General features: G+C 64.2%; 25 protein-coding genes. 18 read left to right on the top strand and 7 right to left on the bottom strand.

What is annotated here, in order from left to right; translation table 11 throughout:
* Positions 1 to 451, top strand: a 451-nt coding sequence (locus ACFWO8_RS17520; protein ID WP_378951596.1) for an SDR family oxidoreductase, incomplete at its 5' end; no start/stop codon positions are given.
* A gap of 1 nt (position 452) precedes the next feature.
* Positions 453 to 1,280 carry a mycofactocin-coupled SDR family oxidoreductase gene (locus tag ACFWO8_RS17515; protein WP_378951593.1) on the top strand — a complete coding sequence of 276 codons (828 nt, stop codon included), beginning with the start codon at positions 453 to 455 and terminating at the stop codon, positions 1,278 to 1,280.
* Here the strand turns inward: ACFWO8_RS17515 and ACFWO8_RS17510 are convergent.
* Positions 1,277 to 1,744 carry a VOC family protein gene (locus tag ACFWO8_RS17510; RefSeq protein WP_378951590.1) on the bottom strand — a complete coding sequence of 156 codons (468 nt, stop codon included), beginning with the start codon at positions 1,742 to 1,744 and terminating at the stop codon, positions 1,277 to 1,279. The two genes, ACFWO8_RS17515 and ACFWO8_RS17510, sit on opposite strands and share 4 nt — an antisense overlap.
* Before the next feature lie 113 nt (positions 1,745 to 1,857).
* Here ACFWO8_RS17510 and ACFWO8_RS17505 point away from each other — a divergent pair, with 113 nt between their 5' ends.
* Positions 1,858 to 2,853 carry a helix-turn-helix transcriptional regulator gene (locus ACFWO8_RS17505; protein ID WP_378951587.1) on the top strand — a complete coding sequence of 332 codons (996 nt, stop codon included), beginning with the start codon at positions 1,858 to 1,860 and terminating at the stop codon, positions 2,851 to 2,853.
* Between the two features lie 249 nt (positions 2,854 to 3,102).
* Here ACFWO8_RS17505 and ACFWO8_RS17500 read toward each other — a convergent pair whose 3' ends face one another.
* The 6 genes from ACFWO8_RS17500 to ACFWO8_RS17475 all read right to left on the bottom strand — a co-directional run bounded on the left by ACFWO8_RS17500 (position 3,103) and on the right by ACFWO8_RS17475 (position 8,718).
* Entirely contained in the window at positions 3,103 to 4,014 is a 912-nt protein-coding gene (locus tag ACFWO8_RS17500) for an alpha/beta fold hydrolase (RefSeq protein ID WP_378951584.1), read from the bottom strand.
* Positions 4,015 to 4,108: 94 nt separating this feature from the next.
* On the bottom strand, positions 4,109 to 4,366 hold the full coding sequence (locus ACFWO8_RS17495; RefSeq protein ID WP_378951581.1) for a hypothetical protein: 258 nt from the start codon (positions 4,364 to 4,366) through the stop codon (positions 4,109 to 4,111).
* Positions 4,367 to 4,377: 11 nt separating this feature from the next.
* Positions 4,378 to 6,039 (bottom strand): FAD-dependent oxidoreductase, encoded by a 1,662-nt coding sequence (locus tag ACFWO8_RS17490; protein WP_378951578.1) that lies wholly within the window; start codon positions 6,037 to 6,039, stop codon positions 4,378 to 4,380.
* A gap of 7 nt (positions 6,040 to 6,046) precedes the next feature.
* Positions 6,047 to 6,418, bottom strand: a complete 372-nt coding sequence (locus ACFWO8_RS17485) for a nuclear transport factor 2 family protein (protein WP_378951575.1) — start codon at positions 6,416 to 6,418, stop codon at positions 6,047 to 6,049.
* A 104-nt stretch (positions 6,419 to 6,522) separates the two neighbouring features.
* Positions 6,523 to 8,058, bottom strand: coding sequence for an FAD-binding protein (locus tag ACFWO8_RS17480; protein ID WP_378951572.1), 1,536 nt, complete (start codon positions 8,056 to 8,058; stop codon positions 6,523 to 6,525).
* A 375-nt stretch (positions 8,059 to 8,433) separates the two neighbouring features.
* Positions 8,434 to 8,718, bottom strand: a complete 285-nt coding sequence (locus ACFWO8_RS17475) for a helix-turn-helix domain-containing protein (RefSeq protein ID WP_378951569.1) — start codon at positions 8,716 to 8,718, stop codon at positions 8,434 to 8,436.
* Positions 8,719 to 8,960: 242 nt separating this feature from the next.
* Between ACFWO8_RS17475 and ACFWO8_RS17470 the strand changes: the two genes are divergently transcribed.
* From ACFWO8_RS17470 to ACFWO8_RS17400, 15 genes are all read left to right on the top strand, one after another.
* On the top strand, positions 8,961 to 9,839 hold the full coding sequence (locus ACFWO8_RS17470; RefSeq protein ID WP_378951566.1) for a hypothetical protein: 879 nt from the start codon (positions 8,961 to 8,963) through the stop codon (positions 9,837 to 9,839).
* A gap of 412 nt (positions 9,840 to 10,251) precedes the next feature.
* Positions 10,252 to 10,857 carry a hypothetical protein gene (locus tag ACFWO8_RS17465; protein ID WP_378951563.1) on the top strand — a complete coding sequence of 202 codons (606 nt, stop codon included), beginning with the start codon at positions 10,252 to 10,254 and terminating at the stop codon, positions 10,855 to 10,857.
* A 104-nt stretch (positions 10,858 to 10,961) separates the two neighbouring features.
* Complete coding sequence (locus tag ACFWO8_RS17460; RefSeq protein WP_378951559.1) at positions 10,962 to 12,815, top strand: hypothetical protein; 1,854 nt, start codon at positions 10,962 to 10,964, stop codon at positions 12,813 to 12,815.
* A gap of 6 nt (positions 12,816 to 12,821) precedes the next feature.
* Positions 12,822 to 13,292 (top strand): hypothetical protein, encoded by a 471-nt coding sequence (locus ACFWO8_RS17455; RefSeq protein ID WP_378951556.1) that lies wholly within the window; start codon positions 12,822 to 12,824, stop codon positions 13,290 to 13,292.
* An 88-nt stretch (positions 13,293 to 13,380) separates the two neighbouring features.
* Positions 13,381 to 13,554 carry a hypothetical protein gene (locus ACFWO8_RS17450; RefSeq protein ID WP_378951553.1) on the top strand — a complete coding sequence of 58 codons (174 nt, stop codon included), beginning with the start codon at positions 13,381 to 13,383 and terminating at the stop codon, positions 13,552 to 13,554.
* An 812-nt stretch (positions 13,555 to 14,366) separates the two neighbouring features.
* Complete coding sequence (locus tag ACFWO8_RS17445) at positions 14,367 to 14,582, top strand: hypothetical protein (protein ID WP_378951550.1); 216 nt, start codon at positions 14,367 to 14,369, stop codon at positions 14,580 to 14,582.
* A gap of 77 nt (positions 14,583 to 14,659) precedes the next feature.
* Positions 14,660 to 15,247 (top strand): hypothetical protein, encoded by a 588-nt coding sequence (locus tag ACFWO8_RS17440; protein ID WP_378951547.1) that lies wholly within the window; start codon positions 14,660 to 14,662, stop codon positions 15,245 to 15,247.
* Between the two features lie 112 nt (positions 15,248 to 15,359).
* A complete protein-coding gene (locus ACFWO8_RS17435) occupies positions 15,360 to 15,650 on the top strand; it encodes a hypothetical protein (protein WP_378951544.1) in 291 nt (96 codons plus the stop codon).
* Positions 15,611 to 16,027, top strand: a complete 417-nt coding sequence (locus tag ACFWO8_RS17430; RefSeq protein WP_378951541.1) for a DUF5361 domain-containing protein — start codon at positions 15,611 to 15,613, stop codon at positions 16,025 to 16,027. Before ACFWO8_RS17435 ends, ACFWO8_RS17430 begins: the two co-directional genes overlap by 40 nt.
* The gene (locus ACFWO8_RS17425; RefSeq protein ID WP_378951538.1) at positions 16,027 to 17,151 is read left to right on the top strand and encodes a hypothetical protein; all 1,125 of its coding nucleotides are present in this window, start codon (positions 16,027 to 16,029) and stop codon (positions 17,149 to 17,151) included. Before ACFWO8_RS17430 ends, ACFWO8_RS17425 begins: the two co-directional genes overlap by 1 nt.
* Positions 17,152 to 17,255: 104 nt before the next feature.
* On the top strand, positions 17,256 to 18,035 hold the full coding sequence (locus ACFWO8_RS17420) for a phage tail protein (RefSeq protein ID WP_378951535.1): 780 nt from the start codon (positions 17,256 to 17,258) through the stop codon (positions 18,033 to 18,035).
* 41 nt (positions 18,036 to 18,076) lie between these two features.
* A complete protein-coding gene (locus ACFWO8_RS17415) occupies positions 18,077 to 19,651 on the top strand; it encodes a phage tail protein (protein ID WP_378951532.1) in 1,575 nt (524 codons plus the stop codon).
* 23 nt (positions 19,652 to 19,674) lie between these two features.
* Positions 19,675 to 20,712 (top strand): hypothetical protein, encoded by a 1,038-nt coding sequence (locus tag ACFWO8_RS17410; RefSeq protein ID WP_378951529.1) that lies wholly within the window; start codon positions 19,675 to 19,677, stop codon positions 20,710 to 20,712.
* Positions 20,713 to 20,722: 10 nt separating this feature from the next.
* The gene (locus ACFWO8_RS17405) at positions 20,723 to 21,853 is read left to right on the top strand and encodes a hypothetical protein (RefSeq protein WP_378951526.1); all 1,131 of its coding nucleotides are present in this window, start codon (positions 20,723 to 20,725) and stop codon (positions 21,851 to 21,853) included.
* Complete coding sequence (locus ACFWO8_RS17400) at positions 21,850 to 22,896, top strand: hypothetical protein (RefSeq protein ID WP_378951523.1); 1,047 nt, start codon at positions 21,850 to 21,852, stop codon at positions 22,894 to 22,896. Before ACFWO8_RS17405 ends, ACFWO8_RS17400 begins: the two co-directional genes overlap by 4 nt.
* Positions 22,897 to 22,913: the final 17 nt, after the last annotated feature.

The following is a 22,913-nucleotide window of genomic DNA, read 5'->3' as shown; positions in this document are numbered from 1 at the left end:
GTTTGTGTGGGGCTGGGTCTTTTTTTTTTACGAGACTGTTGCGGCCGTGCGGGCGGGGGGGTGGGTGGTTTTGGTGCGCCCCCCCCCCGGCTTGGGGGGGGGGGGGGCCGCCGCGCACTACTCGGCGAGCAAGCACGCCGTGGTCGGACTGGCCCGCACCCTGGCCAACGAGCTCGGCCCGCGCGGGATCCGGGTGAACACGGTGCATCCCGGCTCGGTCGCCACGCCGATGATCCTCAACGACGCTGTGTACGCCAAAGTGCGCCCCGACCTGCCGAATCCGACTCAGCAGGACGCGGCGGAGGCGCTGGCCCGTCGCACGATTCTCCCCGTGCCGTGGGTGGATCCGGTCGACGTCAGCAATGCCGTGCTCTTCCTCGCATCCGACGAGTCCCGTTACGTGACGGGGATCCAGCTCGTGGTGGATGCCGGACTTACTCAGAAGGTGTGACATGGGACGGGTTTCGGGCAAGATCGCGCTGATCACCGGCGCGGCGCGCGGCATCGGCCGCGCACAGGCCATCCGGCTGGCCGAGGAAGGCGCCGACATCATCGCGGTGGACATCTGCGGGCCGGTCGAGACCGTGGTGTCGCCGGGGGCGACGCACGACGACCTCGCCGAGACCGTGCGCGCGGTCGAGGCGACCGGCGCGCGGATCGTCGCCGCGACCGTCGATGTCCGCGACGGTGCGGCGCTGCGGGCCGCGGTCGACGCGGGCGTCGAGGCGCTGGGCGGCCTCGACATCGTCTGCGCCACCGCGGGAATCAGTTCCAGTGGTGGCGCACTGGAACTGACCGAACAGCAGTGGCAGACGATGATCGACGTCAATCTGACCGGTGTGTGGCAGACATCCAAGGCCGCCGCGCCGCACCTGATCGCTCGCGGCGGCGGTGCGATGGTCCTGACCAGCTCGATCGCCGGACTGCGCGGGCTGGTCGGCGTCGCGCACTACACCGCCGCCAAACACGGGGTGGTGGGCCTGATGCGCTCGCTCGCGAAAGAGCTCGCCCCGCACCATGTCCGGGTGAACTCGGTGCATCCGACCAATGTCGACACCCCGATGATCCAGAACGACATGGTGCGCAAGGTGTTCCGGCCCGACCGCGAACATCCCACCCGCGAGGAATTCGCCGAGGCGGCGGTGACGATGAACATGCTGCCCATCCCGTGGGTCGAACCGATCGACATCGCCAATGCCGCCCTGTTCCTCGCCTCGGACGAGGGCCGCTACATCACCGCCGTGACGCTGCCCATCGACGCGGGCAGCACTCAGCGCTAGCCCTGGGTGTACTCGGCCGCGACGTCGAGGATCCACGTGATGCCGAAGCGATCGCGCAGCATCCCGAACCCGGGCGCCCACTGGGCAGGGCCGAATTCCTCGATGACGCTTGCCTCGTCCGCGAGGCGCTCCCACAGTGCGCCGACCTCGTCGACGGTGTCGCCGCGGACGGAGAGGAAGAACGGTTCCGTGGTGAGAGTGGTGCCGTTCTCCCTGCGGGTAGTGGGCGCTCCCTGAGCGAGGGGTGCGTCCGCTCCGGGCACGTCGTAGGCCATGACCTGGAAGCCGTTGTCGGCGATGACCTGGCCGAACACCACCTTGGTCGCGTCGGGCGACTCGGCGGGCATCCCGAAATCGCCGTAGGTGGCGATGGTGGTCTGCCCGCCGAAAACCGACTGGTAGAACTCCAGGGCAGCACGGGCTTGACCGTGGAAGTTCAAGTGGGCGACAGCGTTGACCGACATGGTGATCGGGTCCCTTCGGAGGTGATGTCGCCGCCGGAGGGTTCCGGCGACAACGCCACTCTCACAACAGTACCGGTCAGGGAACGTCCGCTATTCGTGGCAGCCTGGTGACCATGCCGATCGAGTCTTCGAGGGGGACCTCCCGCCGCCTGCTCTCGCTGCTGTCGTTGCTGCAGGTCCGTCGTGACTGGCCGGGAACGCTGCTCGCCCAGCGGCTGGCGGTGAGCGAACGCACGGTTCGCCGCGACGTCGATCGGCTGCGCGAGCTCGGTTACCCCGTCCAGGCGGTCAAAGGGCCGGCGGGTGGCTATCGGCTCGAGGCGGGCAGCGAGTTGCCGCCGTTGCTGTTCGACGATGAGCAGGCGGTCGCGCTCGCGGTGGCGTTGCGGATCGCGGTGGGGACCGGAGCGGGTATCGAAGAGGCCGCCGCACGCGCTGTGGCGACTGTGCGGCAGGTCCTGCCGCTCCGGCTACGACAGCGCGTCGACGCCCTCGACGTGACCGCGGTCGAAACGGCCGGGCGTGGTGCCGATCCCCAGGTAGACACCGCCGTTCTGCTCGCACTGAGCGCCGCCGTCCGGTCCGCGGAGGAGGTGCGGTTCGACTACCTGTCGGCGGTAGGCGCGCAAGATCCCGGGATGCGGCCTGCGCGGCGGGTGCAGCCGCACCACCTCGTGGTCCGGGGCGGACGCTGGTACCTGATCGGATGGGATCCCGAGCGGCAGGATTGGCGGATCTATCGTGCCGATCGGATGGCGCTGCGCGTCCCCAACGGGCCGCGCTTCGCCCCCCGGCAGGTGCCGGGTGACGACGTCGCCGCGTTCCTGTCTGCCCGGTTCAAAGGCTCCGGCAGCGCGAACATCTGGCCCTGTCGCGGCGAGGTGGTCCTGGGCCTGCCTGCCGCACAGGTGGCCCCGTTCGTCGGCGACGGAATCGTCGAGGAACTCGGCCCCGCCCGAACCAGACTGCTGACCGGGTCCTGGTCCTGGGCCGCGCTCGCCGCGACGCTGGCGCGTTTCGACACCGAGATCGAGGTCATCGGCCCCGACGCGCTGCGTGACGCCTTCGCCGCTCTGTCCCGCCGCGCCGCACGCGCCGCAGGGTCATAGTCCGCAGCGGTATGGCGGCTGCCCGGACGTGAACGCTCTGCACCCGGCCACCCTCATGGTGGTGGAATCCGGCGTTACGCCGATCAGCACTGTCGCCGAAGGTGCGGACGCAGCCCTTCGGCTGATCTGCGATCCGGGCCTGTCGCAGGTGACAGGGGTATTTCAACGGCACAAGGCAGAGCAGTCCGCACGCACAGGCCGTGGATCCGCGGGCGCGCCGTCGCCTGATCGACATCAGCGACGACGCGGTCACCGCGGCGGTGGGCTGAGGCAGGCTCCACTACCTCCGGGGCAGCGCGTGCCGTCCTTGCGGGTGAGGAAAGCCAGGACGGCCGACTCGAATTCGTCCTTGCGTTCGATCATCGCCCAGTGCCCGCAGTTCGGGAACACGTGCAGTTCGGCGCGCGGGATCGTGCGCATCGGGATCAGCGCCATATCCAGGGGGCTCACCCGGTCGTCGCGGCCCCAGGTGATCAGCGTCGGGGCAGCCACCTTGTGCAGCATCGCCCACGGCGGCGGTGCGTCGGAGGCCTCCATCGCCTTGATCATCATCGCGAACGCGGCCTTGCTGTACATCCTGCGGGCACTGTCGAGGGTCGCGGGATCGGTGGCCTGGATCCAGCGCTCCTCGATCAATTCCTCGGTGACCATCGCGGGGTCGTAGACCATCGAATGCAGCCACTGGATCAACCGCTCGCGGGTGGGTTCCTCGGTGAACTCCTGGAGCAGCTTGATGCCCTCACCGGGGCCGGGGCTGAAGAGGTTGCGGCCGATGCCACCGATCGTCACCAGCTTGCCGACCCGCTCCGGGTGGGCGATGGCGTAGTTGAGCGCCACCCCGCCACCCATCGAGTTGCCGATGATGTCGACGCTGTCGAGGCCGAGCGCGTCGACGAAACGGACCACCGAATCCAGCGCGGTGATCATCGGATGTCCGCCGAAGTCGTCGCTCACCCCGAAACCGGGGAATTCCAGGACGAGACAACGGAATCGTTGCGCGAAGAAGGCGAGGTTGCCGCGGAAGTTGCGCCACCCGGTGACACCGGGCCCCGATCCGTGCAGGAGCAGCAGCGGCAGTCCCTCGCCCGCTTCGTGGTAGCGCAAGACGCCTGCGTCGGTGGTGATCTCGCGCAGGGTGCCCTCGTAGCTCAGGTCGGTCATGCGTGGGTACCTCCGTCGATGCGGATCTCGGTGCCGGTGACCAGCGTCCGGTGGTTGTCGAGTCTGTTCATGGGTTCTCTCCTGGTCGTGGGTGTCAGCCGAGTCGGCCGGGAACCGGTTCGTGGCGGAGCTGATCGGTCGCCAATACGCCTGCGCGGACGGCATTCTCGACGGAATCGCGCAGGGCGGGGCAGGTGGGGATCCAGCTGCTGTGTTCACCGAGGGCCGCGCGCCGAGCGAACTCGGGGCACGCGGACTCGGCGTCGTCGAGCCACTGGATGCTGGTGTGGCTCGGACTGAACTTCTCTGCCAGCACCTTGTTGCCACAGGTAGCGCATTCGACGGGTTGCATGGCCGCCCGCCTTACCGCTCGCCCGCAGCGTGACGCGCGCCGATGTAGCCGAACACCATGGCCGGGCCGATCGTCGCGCCCGCACCGGCGTAGTCGTTGCCCATCACCGCGGCGGCGGTATTGCCGGTGGCGTAGAGGCCGGGAATGGGCGAGCCGTCGGCGCGCAGCACCTGGGCATCGGCGTTGTAGACCAGCCCGCCCTTGGTGCCGAGGTCGCCGATCCGTACCCGCAACGCGTAGTACGGGCCCTTGTCGATGACATCGAGCGCGGGCGTCGCCAGGGTCGGATCGCCGTAGTAGTTGTCGTAGGCGCTGACACCGCGGCCGAAGTCCGCGTCGTGCCCGTCGCGCGCGAAACCGTTGAAGCGCCCGACGGTGTCGCGCAAACTGTCGACCGGGACGCCGATCGCGGCGGCGAGTCCCTCGATGTCGGGCGCGGTCCGCATCAGGCCGGTCGTCAGCCACGAGGACGGGAACTTCTGGCCGGGCACGATGCCGCCGATGGGGTAGCGGCTCTTGGCTTTCGCGTCGAAGATCAGCCAGGCCGGATCGTGGCCGCCCGCGAGCTGGGCATGCACGAACGTCACATACGGGGAAGCTTCGTTGGTGAAGCGCTCGCCTGTGCTGTCGACGATGATCGAGCGCGGGATCGACCGTTCCGACACCAGCACCTGATTGATGCCCTCCGGGCGCTGGAACGACGGCATCCACCACGCGTCATCCATGAGATCGACTGCCGCGCCGACATTTTCGCCCGCGACGATGCCGTCGCCGGTGTTGTCCGCCGATGCCGCGCTGAAATTGTCGCGCCCGCCCTCGGGCAGGTAGTCCTTGCGCATGGCCTGGTTGAACTCGAACCCGCCGGTGGCCAGCAGCACACCGTCGCGCGCCCTGATCCGGATCTCCCGGCCGTCGCGTTCGGCGAGGACACCGAGCACCGCGCCGGTGTCGTCGGTGATCAGCGAGCGCAGCGGGGTGTCGAGCCACAGCGGTACCCCGGCATCGCGCACGGCCAGCCGCAACCGAGCGATCAGCGCCCGGCCGAGCGTGTCCATGTGCCTGCGCAACACGATCGCCTTGACCGCCCGCAGACCGGTCAGCAGCGCGGTCCAGCGTGCCCGCCAGGTGCGGGTCACCATATTGAGCTGGACGAAGTCCTTGGAGGTGATGAACAGTCCCGGCGGTGTCGCGAGCGCGGCGGGACGCAGTAGCTCCTCGTCCGCGCCGAGCTGTTTGAGGTCGACCGGCAGCGGCTCGATGGACCGACCCGCCGCTCGCCCGCCCGGCGCTTCGGGGTGATAGTCGGAATAGCCGGTGCACCACTGGAAACGCAGGTGCGGGCTGGTCTCGAGGAAGGCGAGCATGCGCGGGCCCTCGTCGATGAACGCGTCGAGGTTCTTCGTCGGCACCCGGTCACCGACGACCGCGTCGAGATAGGCGCGCACCTCGGCGCGGGAATCGCCGAGGCCCTCGCGCAGCAGCACCGGATTGTTGGGTACCCAGATGCCACCGCCCGACAGCGCGGTGCTGCCCCCGTACACCGAAGCCTTCTCGATGACGAGGGTGTCCAGCCCGCGATCGGCGGCGGCGAGCGCGCCGGTCAACCCGCCCGCGCCGCTGCCGACCACGAGGAAGCCGACCTCATGGTCCCACTGTTGTTCGGTAGCAGTCATCGTCGTCTCAGCCGACGACCATGTCGTCCTGGGACCAGAACGCGCGCATGCTCACGATGCGGGCGTCCTCGTCGAAAGTCATGACATCGATCGGATCGAGGGTGAAGGTCTGCTCACCGAACTTGGTGACCACCCGGAAGCTGAACGCGGCGCTGTCACCCGCGACGCGGAGGGAGAACAGCTCGGTCGAACGTTCCAGCGGCTCGATGTTCTCGTAGAACTTCGTGATCGCGGCGTGGCCGACGTACGGTTCGCTGCCGACCGGGTCCTCCACCGTCGCGTCCTCGCGGTAGAGGGCGACGACGTCGGCGGCCGTACCGCTGCCGACGGCCTCCACGTATTTGCGCACCGTCGCCCGAATGTCGTCCGCTGAAGCCATCGTGTCGCTCCTGAAAAGTAGAAAGGATGAGTAAGTGAACCGAACCACATTCGGTGGCCGGGTGTCCCTTTCTCTCCCGACCAGCGGGAGGGGACATGGGTGGGTCATTCGCCGAGGATGTGCCGGACGGCGAGGTGGCTGAACAGCATGGACGCGCCGATCGGATTGCCGCCGCCGGGGTACACCTCGCCGCTTACCGCGGCCATCGTGTTGCCCGCGGCGTAGAGGCCGGGGATCGGTTCGCCGTCGCGGCCGAGCACGCGCGCCGCGCTGTCGGTGCGCAGGCCGCCCTTGGTGCCCAGATCGGAGATGCCGAACGCCGCCGCGTGGTACGGGCCCTTGTCGATGGTCACCAGCGGCGGTTCGCCGTTGGTGACGGCCCGGTCGTAGGCCTCGTCGCCGCGCCCGAAATCGGGATCGACACCGGCGGCGACCATCGTGTTGAACCGCTCGACGGTGGCTTCCAGATTCGCCGCGGGCACGCCGATCTTCGCGGCCAGCTCGCCGAGGGTGTCGGCGGTGTGCCACAGCCCCGCCTCGACGTACTTCTCGGTCTCGACCATCGAGACGTTGGTGGCCTTGATCGGCGGCACCTCGCCTTCTTTGTCGTCGTAGATCATCCAGAACGGCAAGGTCAGCCCACGCTCGCGCATCTGCCGGATGACATCGCGACCGAGCCGGTCGTAGGGCGCCGACTCGTTGACGAAGCGATGGCCGTCCTGATCGACGAAGATCCCGCCGGTGAACCACAGCGCGAACGCCGAACGCCCATCGGGATGGGTCAGTCCGGGCGACCACCACGCCTGATCCATCAGATCGGTGTCGGCGCCAGCCTCGATGCCCGCCATGTGCGCCTTGCCTTGATTTCCCCAGGGCCCCATGGTGTCTCGTGCCTCGCCGGGCACACCGTAGTGCTTGCGCAGTTCGTCGTTCTGCTCGAAACCGCCCGCCGCGAGGATCACGCCCCGCCGCGCGCGGATCGCGAATCCGGCGCCGTCGCGTTCGACGATCGCGCCGGTCACCACGCCGTCTTCGACCACCAGTTCCACCAGCGGCGAGTCCAGGTGCAGCTGCGCGTGCGGGTAGCTGGAGATCGCCCGCAGCATCCGCCCGATCAGCGCCTGACCGCCGATGAGCAGATCCGGCAGGGGAGCGCCGAGCCGATCGGTGTCGAGGGGTCCGCGCAGCGAGTCGCGCAGCGGGCCCAGCTCGGCGGCCGGGAGCGGCGTCGGCATGATGTGGCGTTGACCGTCGAGGCGGGCCTTGGGCGCCTTACCGAAGTAGTCCGGCCACGGCAGCATCGTGAACGCGAAATGGTCGTCGGCTTCCAGGTATTCGATGAGATCGCGACCTCGCCGGACGTAGGTCTGCTGCAACTCGTCCGGGGTGCGGTCACCGACTACGGCGCGGTAGTACGTCAGCGCGTCGTCGATGGTGTCGTCGGTGCCCGCCCGCTCCAGCACCGGGTTGCACGGGAACCACACCCCGCCGCCGCCCGAATACGCCGTCGTGCCGCCGAACTTGTCGGTCGCCTCGACCACCGCGACGCTGAGTCCCTCACGCGCGGCGGTGTAAGCGCCCGCCAGGCCGCCACCCGACCCCGCGACCAGCACATCGACCTCGTCGTTCCAGTCCACCACTGTTTCCTCCTCGAATTGCGCTCGACGGTAGGCCCGGCTCCGGTGGTCGTGGGGCGGTTCTCCCGATCACCGGGAGGGCATCGATCCGCGAATGTGCCGGTCAGGGTCTCGAGTCCCCACTGGCGCCGCTGGCAACAACTCCGGAGGCCCAGGCAATATCGGGGCAAACATTCCTCGAAATTGGTCACGGTCTCGCCTACCATCGAAGGCGGCGCCAACATCGGAAGGGTTCGTACCAGAAGGGCGGGGCTCGAATTGTGTGATGAGGGTGGAGATTTGGCGTGGCCGTCGATTCGGGTGACGGCCGACTGGCGGCAGATGACGGTGGCGACCTTCGTCGTCGAAGCGCGTCTACGAGGGGAAGTGCCTGGGGAGCTACTGGATGCCGATTTCGGACTCGATGTCGGTGACGAACTCGCTGGGCTTGACTCCTAGCGCCCGGGAGAGCCGATAGAGCTGGTTGATGGTCATCGCCCGCTCGCCCGCCTCGAGGCGCTGGACCGTCTTCTTGTTCATGTTCGCGGCATCGGCCAGGGCTTCTTGGGTCATCCGGCGTCTGGCGCGCAGTCCTCGCAGCGTGGCGGCCAGGGCGAGGTTTACTCGCTTGGCTTCTTCCGCCGCGTCGACCTGAATGTTCACCAGGTCGTTGGATTTATTCATGTGTTCCATTCTGAGGACCGAATGCGGTCCTATGCAAGCGCACCACCACAGGTTCTGCGTCAGATCTGGACCAGCAAGCGACTGTTCGGGGTGTCAGAGCGACCATTTGGGGGTTAGCCTGGTGGGGGATTCACGCTGTCAGTCGAGAGGATCTCTGCGCCATGGCATTTCATTCGAACCACGCCCAGCACCTGTCAACCACGTGTACTCACTGTGCTCGACCGGTCCCCGATCGATTGACGGTGTGCGCCACATGCGGCGACGCGGTCGTGCAAGCCCTGCTCTGCTTGCCCGGTCTGCTCACCGACCTGACTATCGCCCGGTCGAGACTGGATCGCTTGCAAGCGCAACGTATCGGCGGGAAATCGGCGAATGTGCCCTTGCCGGTTCGCGCGACCGGGCGCGGAATCCGCATGCACGGCGATGGTGCGCTCGCCGAAGTCGAGAAGGTGATAGCCACCTGGGCGAATGTTCTTGCCGCGTATCTGGATGCCACTGTGCCGCTCGGGAGACCAGGGCTGATCCAGCTCGTTCACAACAATCGCGGCGATACACGCGATCGGGCCGCACTGTCACTCACCGAGGCCAGTCCACTCGAACAGACCGTAGTCTGGATGGCATGTCAGCCGATGGCGCTGCGCAGCCACCCCTCCGCCGGTCAACTCATGGCTGAGCTCTCCGGCGCCCTTGAACGGCTGAGTTCGTCGATCGATCGTCCGGTTGCGCAACGTTACGTGGGGCCATGCCCGACAGTTCTGGCCGACGGCTTGCAGTGCCGACATGACCTACGCGCCGAACGAATCGCCAAGCGGGTGCGGTGCCGGCGCTGCGATTCGTGGCACGAGGTGGAACAGATCGAGGCGATAGCGCGATCCACGGCCGAGGATCAGCTCTGGCCGCTGGCGGATCTGTTGCGCGTGTTGGACGGCGTCGGTGCACCGGTGCCGCGGTCGACTTTGTACCGCTGGGCCCGGCAACATCGACTAGAGGTTCGCGGTTGGCAGCACCACGGACCCAACGGGATTCGAACCACCAACGACAGGCTCAGTGCTGCCGACGTCGCGGTGTATCGCCTCGGTGACGTGCTCGTATTGGCTTCGGGAGGCGTCCCGAAGGCGTAGCGGGCTCTGTGTAGAAACGGGCTTGATGCTTGCGTGATCAAGCTCCCGGCGCTATCGTTGGCACCAGAAACCGCTACTGACAACCGCTGCCCAAAGCTGTTGCTAGTGGCGGTTTTTCGTGTCGCAGGTCGGCTGAAGTCGCGAACGTAGGAATGTCGGGATTTGGTTGCAGTGAGCGATGATCGGCGCTACGATTGGCACAACGGATCGCTGCTGACGACTCCACCCCAAACTAATTGTGTAACCAGCCAGACATTCCCAATATTGCTTGAGCCCAATTCCGCTACAGGGATTGGGCTTTTTCATATGTCGTGCGGAGGCACGCCACCTTCCCGCGCAGCCGAAAGTTTCCGCGAAACCTACCCACACGAGATGCCAAACGGTGGCTCGGTCTCAACAAAGGCGGGTGTTCATGTCTGACAGAGAAGTTGTTGAATCGGTACGCTTCGGCACTCATCAGCCAGCAGAGTACGTCAAAACGGCTACGGGACAGCAGGTGACGCCGGAATTCATCGACTTTCTTCAGCAAGTGCTGACCGGACAGGGTGCTGAGTCCCGCGAACCCACAGGCCTTGATCCATTGGCAAAGATCTTGGCGGACGAGCTCGCGGTTCTACACCTTCCGGAGTGGCGTAGCCCGGAAGGGCGCAAGCTTGCGGAAGCGACAGTCACCACCATCAAGCAGGCCACACGGATCGCCGAGTACCTCGTGATGCGTGGCGTACGACTGCATCCCGAGCTCGAAGAGATTCGATGGACACCGACTCCGGGCGGACAGCCGGGGGCATTCGACACCGGAATGCATGTTGTGAAGGACGACGACGGCCAATGGCCGACTCCGTCTCCGGAGGACTACTACGACCTGGCCGACATCAAGGTCGCACAATCCGACGACGGCATCTGGTACGCAACACATCCCCGCGGACTTGCCTGCGAAGCACGATCGAAAACCGAAGCCTATGCCGACCTAGCTGACCAGTTGCGGCACCGAATTGTGCAGGCTCGCGGAGAACAGTAGTATTCCGGTCCGGCTGCGGAAGATTCTCTGCTCTGAATGATCTGGAATTTCCTTCAGCACACCCCCATTCGGTGCGCTGTGCGTCCGATGTGGGGGTGCTCCTGATGGCGGTTAATCCAGATGATGGCTCGGTGCCGTCGTGGGTTGCTGAGCGTGCGGTCGCGTGGGAACGTTTGACTGCGAGTGGTGTCGCGGTCGACGAATTCGATGGTGGGGCATCGGATTCCGTGGTCGGGGGCGGGGGTGTCTATTCATACGGTGGGATGAATCCGGTATCTGCGGCTCGCATAGTCGAGCGGGTGCAGGATCGTCGTTTGATGGTGGATGAGTTCCTGTCGTCGGGAACTGTCGTTCAGCCCGTGGCGATGGTTGTTCCTCCGCGGCCGGCGCCGCCTGAGTCCGATGACGCGCAGATGGCCGGTTATGGCACGAAAGGCCCGGGTGATTCGCGGAATATTGATCCCGGGATCGTGGCTCCGCCCACCGATGAGCAGTACGGCGCTCCGGGCGATATCGCCCCGAGTCGTCCTTCGGTTCCGATGGAGGCGGGGCCGGATCTGGATTATCTGCTGTATCAGGAGCAGCAGGACCCGGGTGGTGGCGCCTCGGGTGGAGGTCCGCAAGCCGCGCCCGGTCCCGGTGGCGGGAACGGCGCGGGTGGTTCTGGGCAGGGTGGTCCGCCGCCGAGTGATCGGTGGATCGAGAATCCTCCTGGTCATGATGTGGAGTGGGATGGAGATCATCCTCGCTGGGAGGACGGCAAGGACGTCTATATCTGGGTCGATCCAGACGGTCGGTGGCATTACTATTACCCGGTCCCGGTTCCGGGCACCGCCGATGATGCGCCAGGGGATCTGCAGCATGCGAACCCGCAACCCCAGCAGGCGACACCTGGTGATCGTGTCGATGGTTCCGAGGGCGGGCAGTCTGCACCGCCGGTAGATGCTGATCTCCTCCCGGTGGCGCCGAGCGATCCCGGTACTGCTCCGGCTGCGCCGGAACAGCCGGTGCCTGATGAGTTTGGGCCGCCGCAGGATTCGGCGCCGCATACGTTGCCGGAACCACGGCCGCAAGAGGCTGACCAGCCGCCGCCGGTCGAAGCGGATCGGCCGCCGGCGAATGCCGAGTCGAAGGAATCGGGGGTCGGTGAGCCGTCGTTCGTGGAGAGCCTGATTCCGGTCTATGGGTCAGCGAAGGCGGCGATCCACAACTTCCAGAACGGTCAGTGGGGTTGGGGGATCGTCAACTCGTTGTTGGCGGTCAGTGATCTGTTCTTGGTGAAGAGCATCTTCACTGTTGGTGGGAAGGTGATCCTGAAGCTTGCCGAGATGGTGGTGAAGGATCCCGCCGCAATCGGCAAAGCCATTGTGGGCCTGGCTGACTCGGTCGGCGGTGCTGTTGGCAAGGCAGCCGAGGGCGTCGGCAAGGCAGTCGATGGTGCGGTTGCCAAGGGCAAGGAAATCCTGGGAGGGCTGTTCGGGAAAGGAAAGAGGAAACCGCCCGAAGCTCCTAAGCTACAAGATCCGGCCTTTGATCATGGCTCCCTTGGTCGCGACTTCAAGTCTGGTGTGCACGATCCCAAGAGTGAGTTCCTGCCAAAGGAGCGCGATATCGCGGATCGTTTAGAGGCTGAAGGTTGGCGAATTGATCAGCGTCCAGTCAAACCGGATGTTAAGAACCCGGATGCAATGATTCGAAAAGGACCAGATGATCCGGGTATGATCGTCGACTTCAAGACGTTGGATAGCGGCAGCAACAACGCGCTCAAGAAGAATATGACGGACACTGACCAGCTCGGCCCTAATGATGGATTGGTCGTTGATGGGAGGAAGGTCGGAACGACGCGAGAGGAAGCGCAGCGGGCTTACGCCAGGGCTAAAGGGCAACCGGGTGGACGCCTGCCAAGCACGCTCCATGTTATCCTGGGGGATGGGTCAATCATAACCTTTGGAAAGTAGGTTGACATGTCGGACAGCGAATTGGTCTTCTTCTATACTGACAATTCTCCGGAACTTGAGGCGGAGATTGTGGGCGAACTCCTTGGTGGTTATGCGGGAAAGGTGGAGGATGGGGCCCGAGTGCGGGTTTGGTTCGCGCCGGATCCCAAATTTGGCGAGGTTTTTGGAGATTTCTTCCGTAATTCTTATTCATATCCAGATGATGTCGAGGCAACCCCTGAAGCGATCGACGCATACAGTGTGGTATTAGGGGTCAGATGTACCGAGAGGCGCGCACAGAAGGAGTGTGGGCGGCAAGTATTCGATTCAGTGAATATGGCGCGACCGGATGTTCCATTGATACTAACCAATGGTCTAGATCTTCTTGTGGCCGCATACCTTCCCGGTCGTGGAATTCGCGACTTTTCCGAAGGCGTCACCGTGTACTCCGACTACGAGCGGGTTTGGCGCCCTTGGGTGGTTTCTCGTAAGGACTGATCTCAATGATAAGCCGCCGTCGCAAGGCGATCGGTGGTTGGGCATGGCCAAATAGAGGGCCGACCGTGGGCTACGAAGTATTTCGCTGATGTTCCGAATGGACGGTGTACCCTCCGTGGAGGGTCATATCCTCCAAAATGCCGAAGGCGGACTCGATATCGAAATGAAGCAAGCATTGATTCATATCAATGCAGATGGTTCGACTGATGATATTGAAGAAAAATGGCACCGTCGTGTATTAGCGAAAAGGGCGTGTCGTTGAGTAACTACACAAAAGAAGTTGAAACTGAGATTCGTAGCTATTTTGAAGAGCCGATATCGGTGACTATTCGAGAGTTTCCCTCGGGAGTGATAATGGTTGATTTGCTATCTGGTGAGCATTTCGGCATGATCGAGGGGGCATTCAAATGGAACGAATGGGGAGTGTCTGTGTATTTCGAGTAGGGATTTTGTTCCGGTTATGACCACGTCTTCGCGACACTTCGGGAGGCGTTGATCTTTGCGCAACGGTTAATGAGAACGGCGATCGACGGAGCGGAATGATCGGCACCCGACCTGGAGGCGGCGATCTGCTCTTGCGGGAGGCTGTTGACCAGTTTTAGCGGTTGACGAACTCAATTCCAGCCCTGTGCAACGCGTCGAATCATGAGAATCTGAGGGTTAGTCAAAGGGTTTCTTATGCCGTCCTTGGTCGTGCGCGATCAAGTCGATAGAAGCGGCGCCAACGGGCGATATAGAGCCGAGGTTGACTCGCTACTCGACGCTCGGAGGCTGGTCGTCGTCTGCGGAGCATTTCGCTGACTATTGGTGTCACTAAATTTTCATCTGTGAATATTAGCGAAGGAGAAGGCGATGCTCGAAAGAATAGTTTTCGCGGATGTCGAGAGAAGTCTTGTCGATCATTTGACGGTCGAGTTGGCTGCCGCTTCCGATCCAGCGAAAGTCGTTACGCAGGTTCCTGATCCGGCTCCGCCTCGGATGGTTCGGGTTGTTCGAGACGATCGGGAACGTCGCCAGGACAAGGAAGACCGTTTTGGGCGGCGCGGCACGAGATTGATCCTCGATCGTCCACGAGTGCGCTTCGAGTGCAGCGACGCCGCAGGTACCGCCGCCGAGCTTCTCGCTGTCGTGCGCTCGATTCTGACGGCGGCCGCGCCCGGTTACATCGGCCCGGTGTGGTGCGACCACATCGACGACGCCGGCGTGGAGAACGAATCCGATCCGGCGACAGCGGCACCGAGGTATGTGCTGCTCGCCGACCTGTATGTGCGAGGCACCGTCCTTGCATGACTCCCTAACGGGAGCAGCATAACTGAATACTCGAAATTCCCCCGGGCCTGCGCAAACACCCCGAAGGGAATATTCACATGGCTCTGCCAACCAGCAAGTACATCGGTGCGGGCACTCCCAATATCGCCGTGACCGGCGGCGTCTTGTCCGGTCCGCTCGGCACACTGCTGCCAGCCTCGGCATCGACGACCATCGATCCAGGGTTCACAGCGCTGGGGTATGTCTCCGAAGACGGCATCGAGTCCAAGGGGGAACGGCGAGTCCAGTCGGTGAAGGACTGGAACGCCGACATCATCGCCCAGTTGCAGACCGAGCACTCCGTACGATTCGGCCTCACCCTCTACGCGGTGTGGGACAAGGACGTTCTCGGTGAGGTTTTCGGACACGAGAACCTCACCATCACCGCGCCGACGGCATCCACCGGGACACTCGTCACCGTCGAAGAGACCGGTTCGGTCCTCCCACACCGGTCATGGGTATTCGACATGAAGACCGAGGAGAAGAAGCTGCGGATCGTGTTGCCCAACGCCAAGATCTCCTCGATCACCGAGAACAAGTTCGTCGCCCGGGATCTCGTCGGCTTCACAGTGACCGTCGAGGCGTTCAAAGACGACGTCGGCGTGAAGGCCTACCGCTACCTCGACGACGGCATCCCGGCCGCTTGATAAGCCCCCAGTCGGCGGCGGGTCCACCCTATTGCGCAGGCCCGCCCGCCGCCGCTGGGCCCCATCTTTGAGGTCCAAACCTGTTCCATCTCTCTGAAAGGGTCTGTGCAGCATGACTATTCCGAAAACGCCGACGAGGCTCGGCGAGCAGATCAGTATCAAGGACGACTTCATCTACCGGGTCGGTGGGGTGGACGTTCAGCTACCGTCGCTGTCCTACCTCAAGCCCGGGTTGGTTCGACGAATCCGCCGGATGGGTGAGGTCGACGCGATGTATACATTGCTCGAGTTGTCGCTGTCGGCGGAAGCTCTTGCGGCGGTGGATGACATGGATCCCGACGAGTACCGGACTTTACTCGAAGCGTGGCGCGTCCATTCAGGGGTCAGCCTGGGGGAATCCTGAGCCTCGATGCTCTGGTCGAAGAGCATGGCGAGGCAATCGAGTACGACATTATCGCCCACGGACTACGGCTGCGCCACCTGGGATCCGACGTTCTCAGCTGGCGGGACCTCAGGGCGATCATCAAGTGGCTGCCCAGCGGCTCCGCGTTGTCGCGTGCGCTGGACCCGAGCGGACAGCATTGGCAACTGAACCAGCACCTACTCGCGGACATGGTGGACTCGCTGCGGTGGCTGGTGTGGGCGAAAACCGAGGACGCTCGACACGGACGCGGACGACCAGATCCCGTCCCCCGACCAGGAGTGAAATCCGGTCGCGAGAGGATCGGGACCGCCGTGAGTATCGATCGGATGAATGAATTTCTCGATTGGAGCGGATAGTGGCAGACGACATGGATGCCGGCCGCGAGCGGCTGGCAGCGATGAGCTGGCCAGAACTTCTGGCGGCGATGAACAACGGGCGCCTCGATTCCGGTCTGGTCGGTCCACCGACCAGCGGAACACCATGGCAGGGACCAGAATCGGATCCGGCGGCAACGGGCGCCCCCGAGGCGTGGTCGCTACCGAACTCGATTGTTGACCAGTCGTTCGGCACGGCAGTCTTGGTGGCGGCATTTCGCGATGCGCTCGATGTACTCGGCCAGGTCGCCGGCGTATTGAACCTGGTCGGCAACGCTGCACTGAATGTCGGCGACCAGGCGGGAGTCGGGTTAAGCTCGGCCCTCACCTCGGGCACGGGTCAGCAAAGCTCGGGCTCGCTCGGTGCCTTACCGGCAGCTGCGGCGGCATCATCGAGCACCGCGGGTCTGTTCAAAAATGCGCTGCTGGGATACACCGGCAGTGGATCGGGCCCGACGTCGCCTGCGAGAACGCTCGAACTGCCAGGTGTCGTTGGCGGTGAGGATTTGGCGAGCAGCGTCACAACGGCAGGTGGTGCGTTGGGGCGCGATATCGGCGCGGCTATCGGACCAGTACTAGGTCCTGCTGGTGGATCCGGACCTGACCTCGGCGAGAAGATGGGTGTCCTCGCTGGTTCCTGGTTGGGCGGGATCGCTACGTCCTTCGGTGGTCCCGGTTCCGTGGGTCCGGATTTCGGATCGATGCGCGGGGCCGGTCTTCTCGGCGGTATCAATGGCGGCATTGCGGGACTGGCGCAGAAGGCGGGCGGTGATATCGGGACCGCACTGGGAGCTGCGTTGGCGCCCGCGTTGGGACCAGCGGGACCGCTCGCGCCGATCGTGGGGTCGCTGTTGGGGTCGCAGGCGGCCCAGATCGTGATGAAGCCGATCGAACAGGCCGTCGACTACGCCGGTCAAACAGCGAAAGAAGTGATCGGAAGCGGTTTCGGGTTGGTCGATCTGGCCAACAGCCCCGGCGGGCGGACCGCGCGAGGCGATATCTACAACTTCAACGGAATGGACCCGAAGAGTGCCGCGATTGCGGTCGAACGGGTGCGTCGACGCCGTGTGCTGGCACAGCAACGCGGGGGAGGGCTCGGTCGATAATGCACCAACTTCTGGAAAGACACGCGACGAAACTTGTTGTGTGGGACGTGAACGGGCGAGTCTGGCATCTGTCCGGAGCGAACGCCGGGCGTGAAGGCGTTCGGTTGTCGAATCAGTCCGGGCACATGTTCGCGCCGACACAGCTGCTGATTTCCGAAGGTGCCAGGCAGGATGGCGCGACTTTCCTGCGGTCCGTCCGGTCGAAGAAGGACTGGGACTTCCTGGTACTCATCTCCGCGAAAGACGGCTGCTCCGAACCGATCCGAGACTTCCACGCCGTACACGACGCGTGGTTCCGGGGCTGGTCCACCGACCTACCGGTAACAGTCGGATACTTCACCCGCCATCAAGGCTGGCGATTTCAGCAGGCGCAGCTCGAGTCCGCACCTCAGCCGATCGGTGACGTCGATCCGGCACTCAACGCTCGCATCGCCTACAAGATGTCGGCGACGGCGATGGATCCGCTGGAGCACCAGTTCGACGAAATCGCGGTGTGGAACAACACGTCCGGCTCCGGACAAGGGATAGTGCGCGCCCGGAACGCGGCGGATCAGCCTGCCTGGCCGCGGTACACCATGAACGGTCCAGGTCGCTGGTCGATCCAAGACCTGACCACAGCAGAGCCGCCACGGCTGGTGCAGACACCCGTGCTGCAGGAGGGCGAGACACTGCGGATCGACACACATCCGCGGCGCCGAACAGCTCGCGTGTACTCGTCGGCAGATCCTGTCGGTCGCAATGTGTGGGCACAACTGGCCGGGCGGCGCTGGTTGGCGCCGCTGCCACGGTGGAGCTCCACCGACATCACCGTGCTGGTCGATGCAGGCACAGCGCAGTCGAGCATTATCGTCGCGGTCACGCCTCGATCATCGAGGCCGTTTTGATGAGCGCGCCTGGATGGGACCCGGACACCGAATCTCGGCGGATGGACGTGGCGACTCAGACAGAGCACGCACAGGTTCGTGACCAGGACATCTTGGTTCGGTACTGGGACAAGAACATGGTTGAGGTCGGGGAGGAACACAGCTACCTGTCGTTGGAGTTCACCTACCCGCGCAACGCAGCCGGCGGGCTCAAGATGATCTGCCCGAAGGACATGGTCCACTTCGACCATCTGTTCAACAATCCCGATGCTGAAGACGCGACGATCCCGATCACGGTGAACACCAAGAGTTTCCGCTGGGACGGTTACATCACCAAGGCATCGATTGTGCGCGACGAGAACGGTGTCGAGACCGTCGACATCGAGGCCATCCACTGCTGGAACCACATCGCAACGATCTGTTGCTGGGCAAATCCTTTCGCGCCCATCCTCGTCCAGTTCCCGCGACACATGATCCTGCTCGGGCCGGTCCGCACCCTGATCACCACATACCTGACCGCGAATCTGATCCGGCTACAAGGACTGGGTGCCGGATCGTTGGACGACCCATCGCGCGACTGGCGCAATATCGGGAACTCACTGTTCCCGATCGCGGTGGTACCGGTGAATCCGCTGACCGACACCAGCCGATGGAGCGCCGCGTCGGCGCGATTCGACATGGCAGACAAACTCTTCCAACCCATGCTGGACGACTCCGGCGTCATCCTCACTGCTCGGTTCTTCCTAGCGGGCGAAGACCAACAGCCGGCACCGGACTGGTTCTACCTGGACCGGCCGACGGTCGTTCTCGAGACTGTGGACAAGTCCGGCGTCACCGGCCCCACCGGCACCTTGCTGGATGGAATCCATTCCTGGATAGAAGAATTCGCCGACGACGGAACCACACCTATTCGGTATCCGAACTTCGATTCAACCTCCGAATATGAGGCGATCTACGGCCAACCGGGCAGATTCGGCACCCACCGGAACTTCCCGTGGGTGTGGTACTTCGAAGGGGAATACTCCGGGATCGGGCCGTCAGAGGTGGCGCTGCACAAACCAACGGCCACCGACATCATCGTCGGCGGCAGGTCGCCAGGCTGGGTGAATGCCGGCATCAACATCGTCATCAAGGACCTGCTGTCGCTGATCGGGCTGGGATCGCTCTACCAAGGTCAGCTCAACGACGTCTTTCTGGCGTGGATGGTCTACCGGGACACAAACCGTGTCCGGCGCGCCGGACCGTATGCCTTTCGAGAGCTGTACATCACCGGCAGCGACAAAGCGTTCAATCTCGACGGTCTGGTTGCTGCCAGGCAGGGGCTGCATGTCACCCGGGGCTACACGAGTCACAAGGTGACCGTCGAAGACCACGCCCCGTACACGTTGGGCAAAGACTACGAGCTGGGTGACCAGATCGGGTTCGTCCTCGGCGGATACGTATTCACCGACTACGTCACCGAACTGACCTTCATCGACAACCGCCAAACAGCCGCCCAGTGGGAGATCACGGTCGGCGACGGCACCGATGAAGAGGACTCGATCGTCAAGGCGTGGCAGCGGCTGGCCCGCGTAGCGCACTCGATCAAAGATCTGTCGACCGACGTGGGCGCGGACCTCGATCTGCTGATCTTCTAGCCGAATCCCGAGAGGAGAATTCTATGGCGGACATCAGTTTTCCCGCACGGGTGGCTGTGGACCGAGAGTCCGATGTCGACGGACTACCCATACTCACTGCGCATGTGACGGTCTCGGAGGAAGTGGCCGGTTTGGCTCTGCCCTCTGGTCCGCGCGGTGAGCGGGGGCAACGCGGCCGACCCCACACCACATTCGAGAAGATGGGCGAGATACCCGACGTCGCGGCACGGCCCCCTGGCCTCGGCTTGCTGGACCGAGGACGGTGGTGGCATCGGCTGGACGACAACGGGATGGACGTCTGGACCGGCACTGAGTGGAAGCACTCGGCCGGGGCCGTCGGCCCACATGGCCCGGTCGCCGACGCCAACACGATCACCAGCATCCGCACGGTGTACAGCGAGAACTTGACCACCGCAGCGGTTGATTTCATCGGCGCGGGTGCCGAACAGCAGCTCGAAGTGACAGTGCCCGCGGGCCTTCAAGGGCCCAAAGGGCTCCCGGGCACGTCCGGCGCAATTTCGGAGTCACCCGACTTCGACACTGCATCGGGTCCATCGCACGGCGGTGTTTTCGGATTTTCCCGTGCCGGCGGCAAATTCCGTGCCATGCCCGCCCCGATGGGAGCCGGTCCTTGGTCATGGGTCGAGGGCGACTTCGCCGCAGACCAGGAGTCCACGGCCGCTCAGATCATCGCGGCGACGTTCACGATTCCCCCTCAGCCATTCATTTGGCGACCTGTTGTGCAGGGACACCTGTCGACCTTCTCCGCGAACAGCGGTTCTCAGTACTCCCAGGCGGTCGTGAGGATGCACCACTCACAGGGACAGGTTGTCGCGAGTGCGGTCGGATCGGCAGGGGTCTACCTCTACATGCCGATCGTGTCGACCTTTCGCGACGAGCAATCCACGGTCACGCTGTCGCCCACCTCGACCTACGCGACGATCCCGGCTGGCCAATCGGTGGACCTGCTGGTGGCAGTCGAGCGGGTCGGAAACGGGACCGCGACGATCGGCTACAAGCGGGCGCGGGCATCGCTGGTCGTCTACGCCCAGCCCATCTGATGGAGGTGACATGTCCACTGTAGGAAAGTATTTCGACACGGCGCTAATTCGGGGAATCGATGAAGGTGTCGGCGCCACCGGTGTCGTCCAGTCTCTACATGCCACCCCAGCCGACGGCTCGCTCGAATTGATGACCGGCATACCGGGCACTGCCGGCCTGCCGGGAGAACCAGGCCGGGCGTTTCGCTGGGAAGGCGATATCGCCGATCAATCCGCGCTGTCGGCGCTGTCTGCCGGACTGGGCCCAGGACAGGCCGGCAAGGCCTGGCGAGTGTTGTCGGCGAACACGTTGGTGTACTGGAACGGCTCGAGTTTCGATACGTTCACCGACGCGTTCGGTGCCGCTGGACCCGATGGTGGACCCTGCACTGTTCGCCTCGGCAACGTCGAGACCGGACCGGTCGGTTCCGAGCTGCAGGCGACGATCACCGGCGTGCCACCTGATCTCATTCTCGACCTGACAGTGCCCCGAGGAGTGAAGGGCCGAAAAGGTGAACCAGGCGGTCCCGGGCCGATCCGCGAAGCGCCCGACTACCTCGACCTACCACTGGTCGAGGGAGCGGTGCCGGTGTGGGACCAGACAGTCAACAAATGGACCTCGCGACCGTATCCAGGGTTGCGGGGACCATGGTCGATCATGGAGGGCCGTGCCTGGGACGGTGGCGCTGGATTCTCAGCTTCGCAAGCGAACATCGGAACATCGCCGAATACGGTTGCCAGGCTGACTATTCCAGCGCAGGACACGGATTGGTCGCCGATTGTTGCCGGCGGCGTTCTCGTGCAAACCACCGAAGGCGCTACGACCTATGTCACGCGTATCGACGCCGAGGTCCGGATCGGATCTGACAGCGGGCAGATCGTCGCGCAGGGGTCCGGTCTGCCCGCGGGGATCGACGGACACTGTGATCTGATGCCCTACTTCGGAACCCGGTGCACACCAACCGATTCGGTGGGCGTCATACCTGCCGGCCAGGCCGCGGTGCTGGTAGTCGTCCTCAGACGCAACGCGGGCAGCTCGAACTACAACTACTACCTGCCCGGCGCTCAGATCAGCTGCTGGGCTCGGCCGGTTGATCTGCCGAACGCGCCCGCGCTCGACCCGGCGCTGATCATCACCGCAGGGACAGAGGAGCCACAATGACCGATCCTCGACCACCCGCGTTCACCGCCGACATCCTGGTCACGATGCGTGGCGTCGGCGACTCGATCGGCCTCCCGTACACGGTCAACCCGATGGAACTGGTCGATCGCGAGGCACTCGTCGAATTGCGGGAGGGCCCAGCGGGTCCCCCCGGCGAAGAAGGCGAAGCGGCATGGCCATGGCTGTGGCAGGGCGACATCGCCGATCCCGCCGCCTTGCGGGCACTCGGCCTCACCACCTCCGATGCCCGCAAAGCCTGGCGAGTGGTCGCGGAAGACGCCGTCTACGTCTGGACCGGACTCGAATTCATCGGCTTCGCCAACGCGTTCGCAAACCCGGGACACAAAGGACCGCCGAACCGGTTGACCGGATCTGGGGTCGCCGGTCCGACGAGCTCGTCGGCCGCCGCACAAGTCACCGGTGCCGCACCCGGACAACGAGTGGAAATCACCTTCCCTCGGGGGGAAACTGGTGATCCCGGTGACCTCGGTGTGGCCGGTCGGATCCAGGATGCTGCGGACGTTCTCGTCGACTCGACACGCCCACTCGGCCAGGACTACGTGCTCGCCTGGGACGCTGCACTCGACAAGTTCGTACCTCGCCCAGGTCCTCGTCTTGCCGGTCCATGGGCTATCGGGCAGGGGCAGATGGTCGGAGGCTCGCATCTGAGCGATCAGGTCAAAGTGCTGGCGTCCATGACGATTCCAGGTCAGCCGATGTCGTGGCGGCCGCTCGTGTCCGGTTATCTCGCGGTCACCACGGAGGGCGCGCGGGGCGAATCCAAATGCAATATCGAGGTTCGTATCGACGGCGTCGACGGTGAACTGGTCGCACGTGGTCACGGCACCACCATTCCCGGAATCGGCAGCGGCCTGGTCGCCTCGGAGTTCCAGTACCCGATCAGCCCCGATTCGACAGTCGGTGTCGTGCCAGCGAATCGGACGATCGTGTTGTACATCCTGGTGCGGCGAATCGTCGGCACCGCGCGGTACACGGTCGCCACCAACAACGCCCAGATCATCGTGCGCGCGCAGCCCGTCTAATCGCGCGATTGCTTGTC

Source organism: Nocardia sp. NPDC058480 (assembly GCF_042720495.1).
In the GTDB taxonomy this organism is placed as follows: domain Bacteria; phylum Actinomycetota; class Actinomycetes; order Mycobacteriales; family Mycobacteriaceae; genus Nocardia.
The sequence above is the reverse complement of the archived record's forward strand: the minus strand, read 5'-3'. Positions and strand labels throughout refer to the sequence as shown.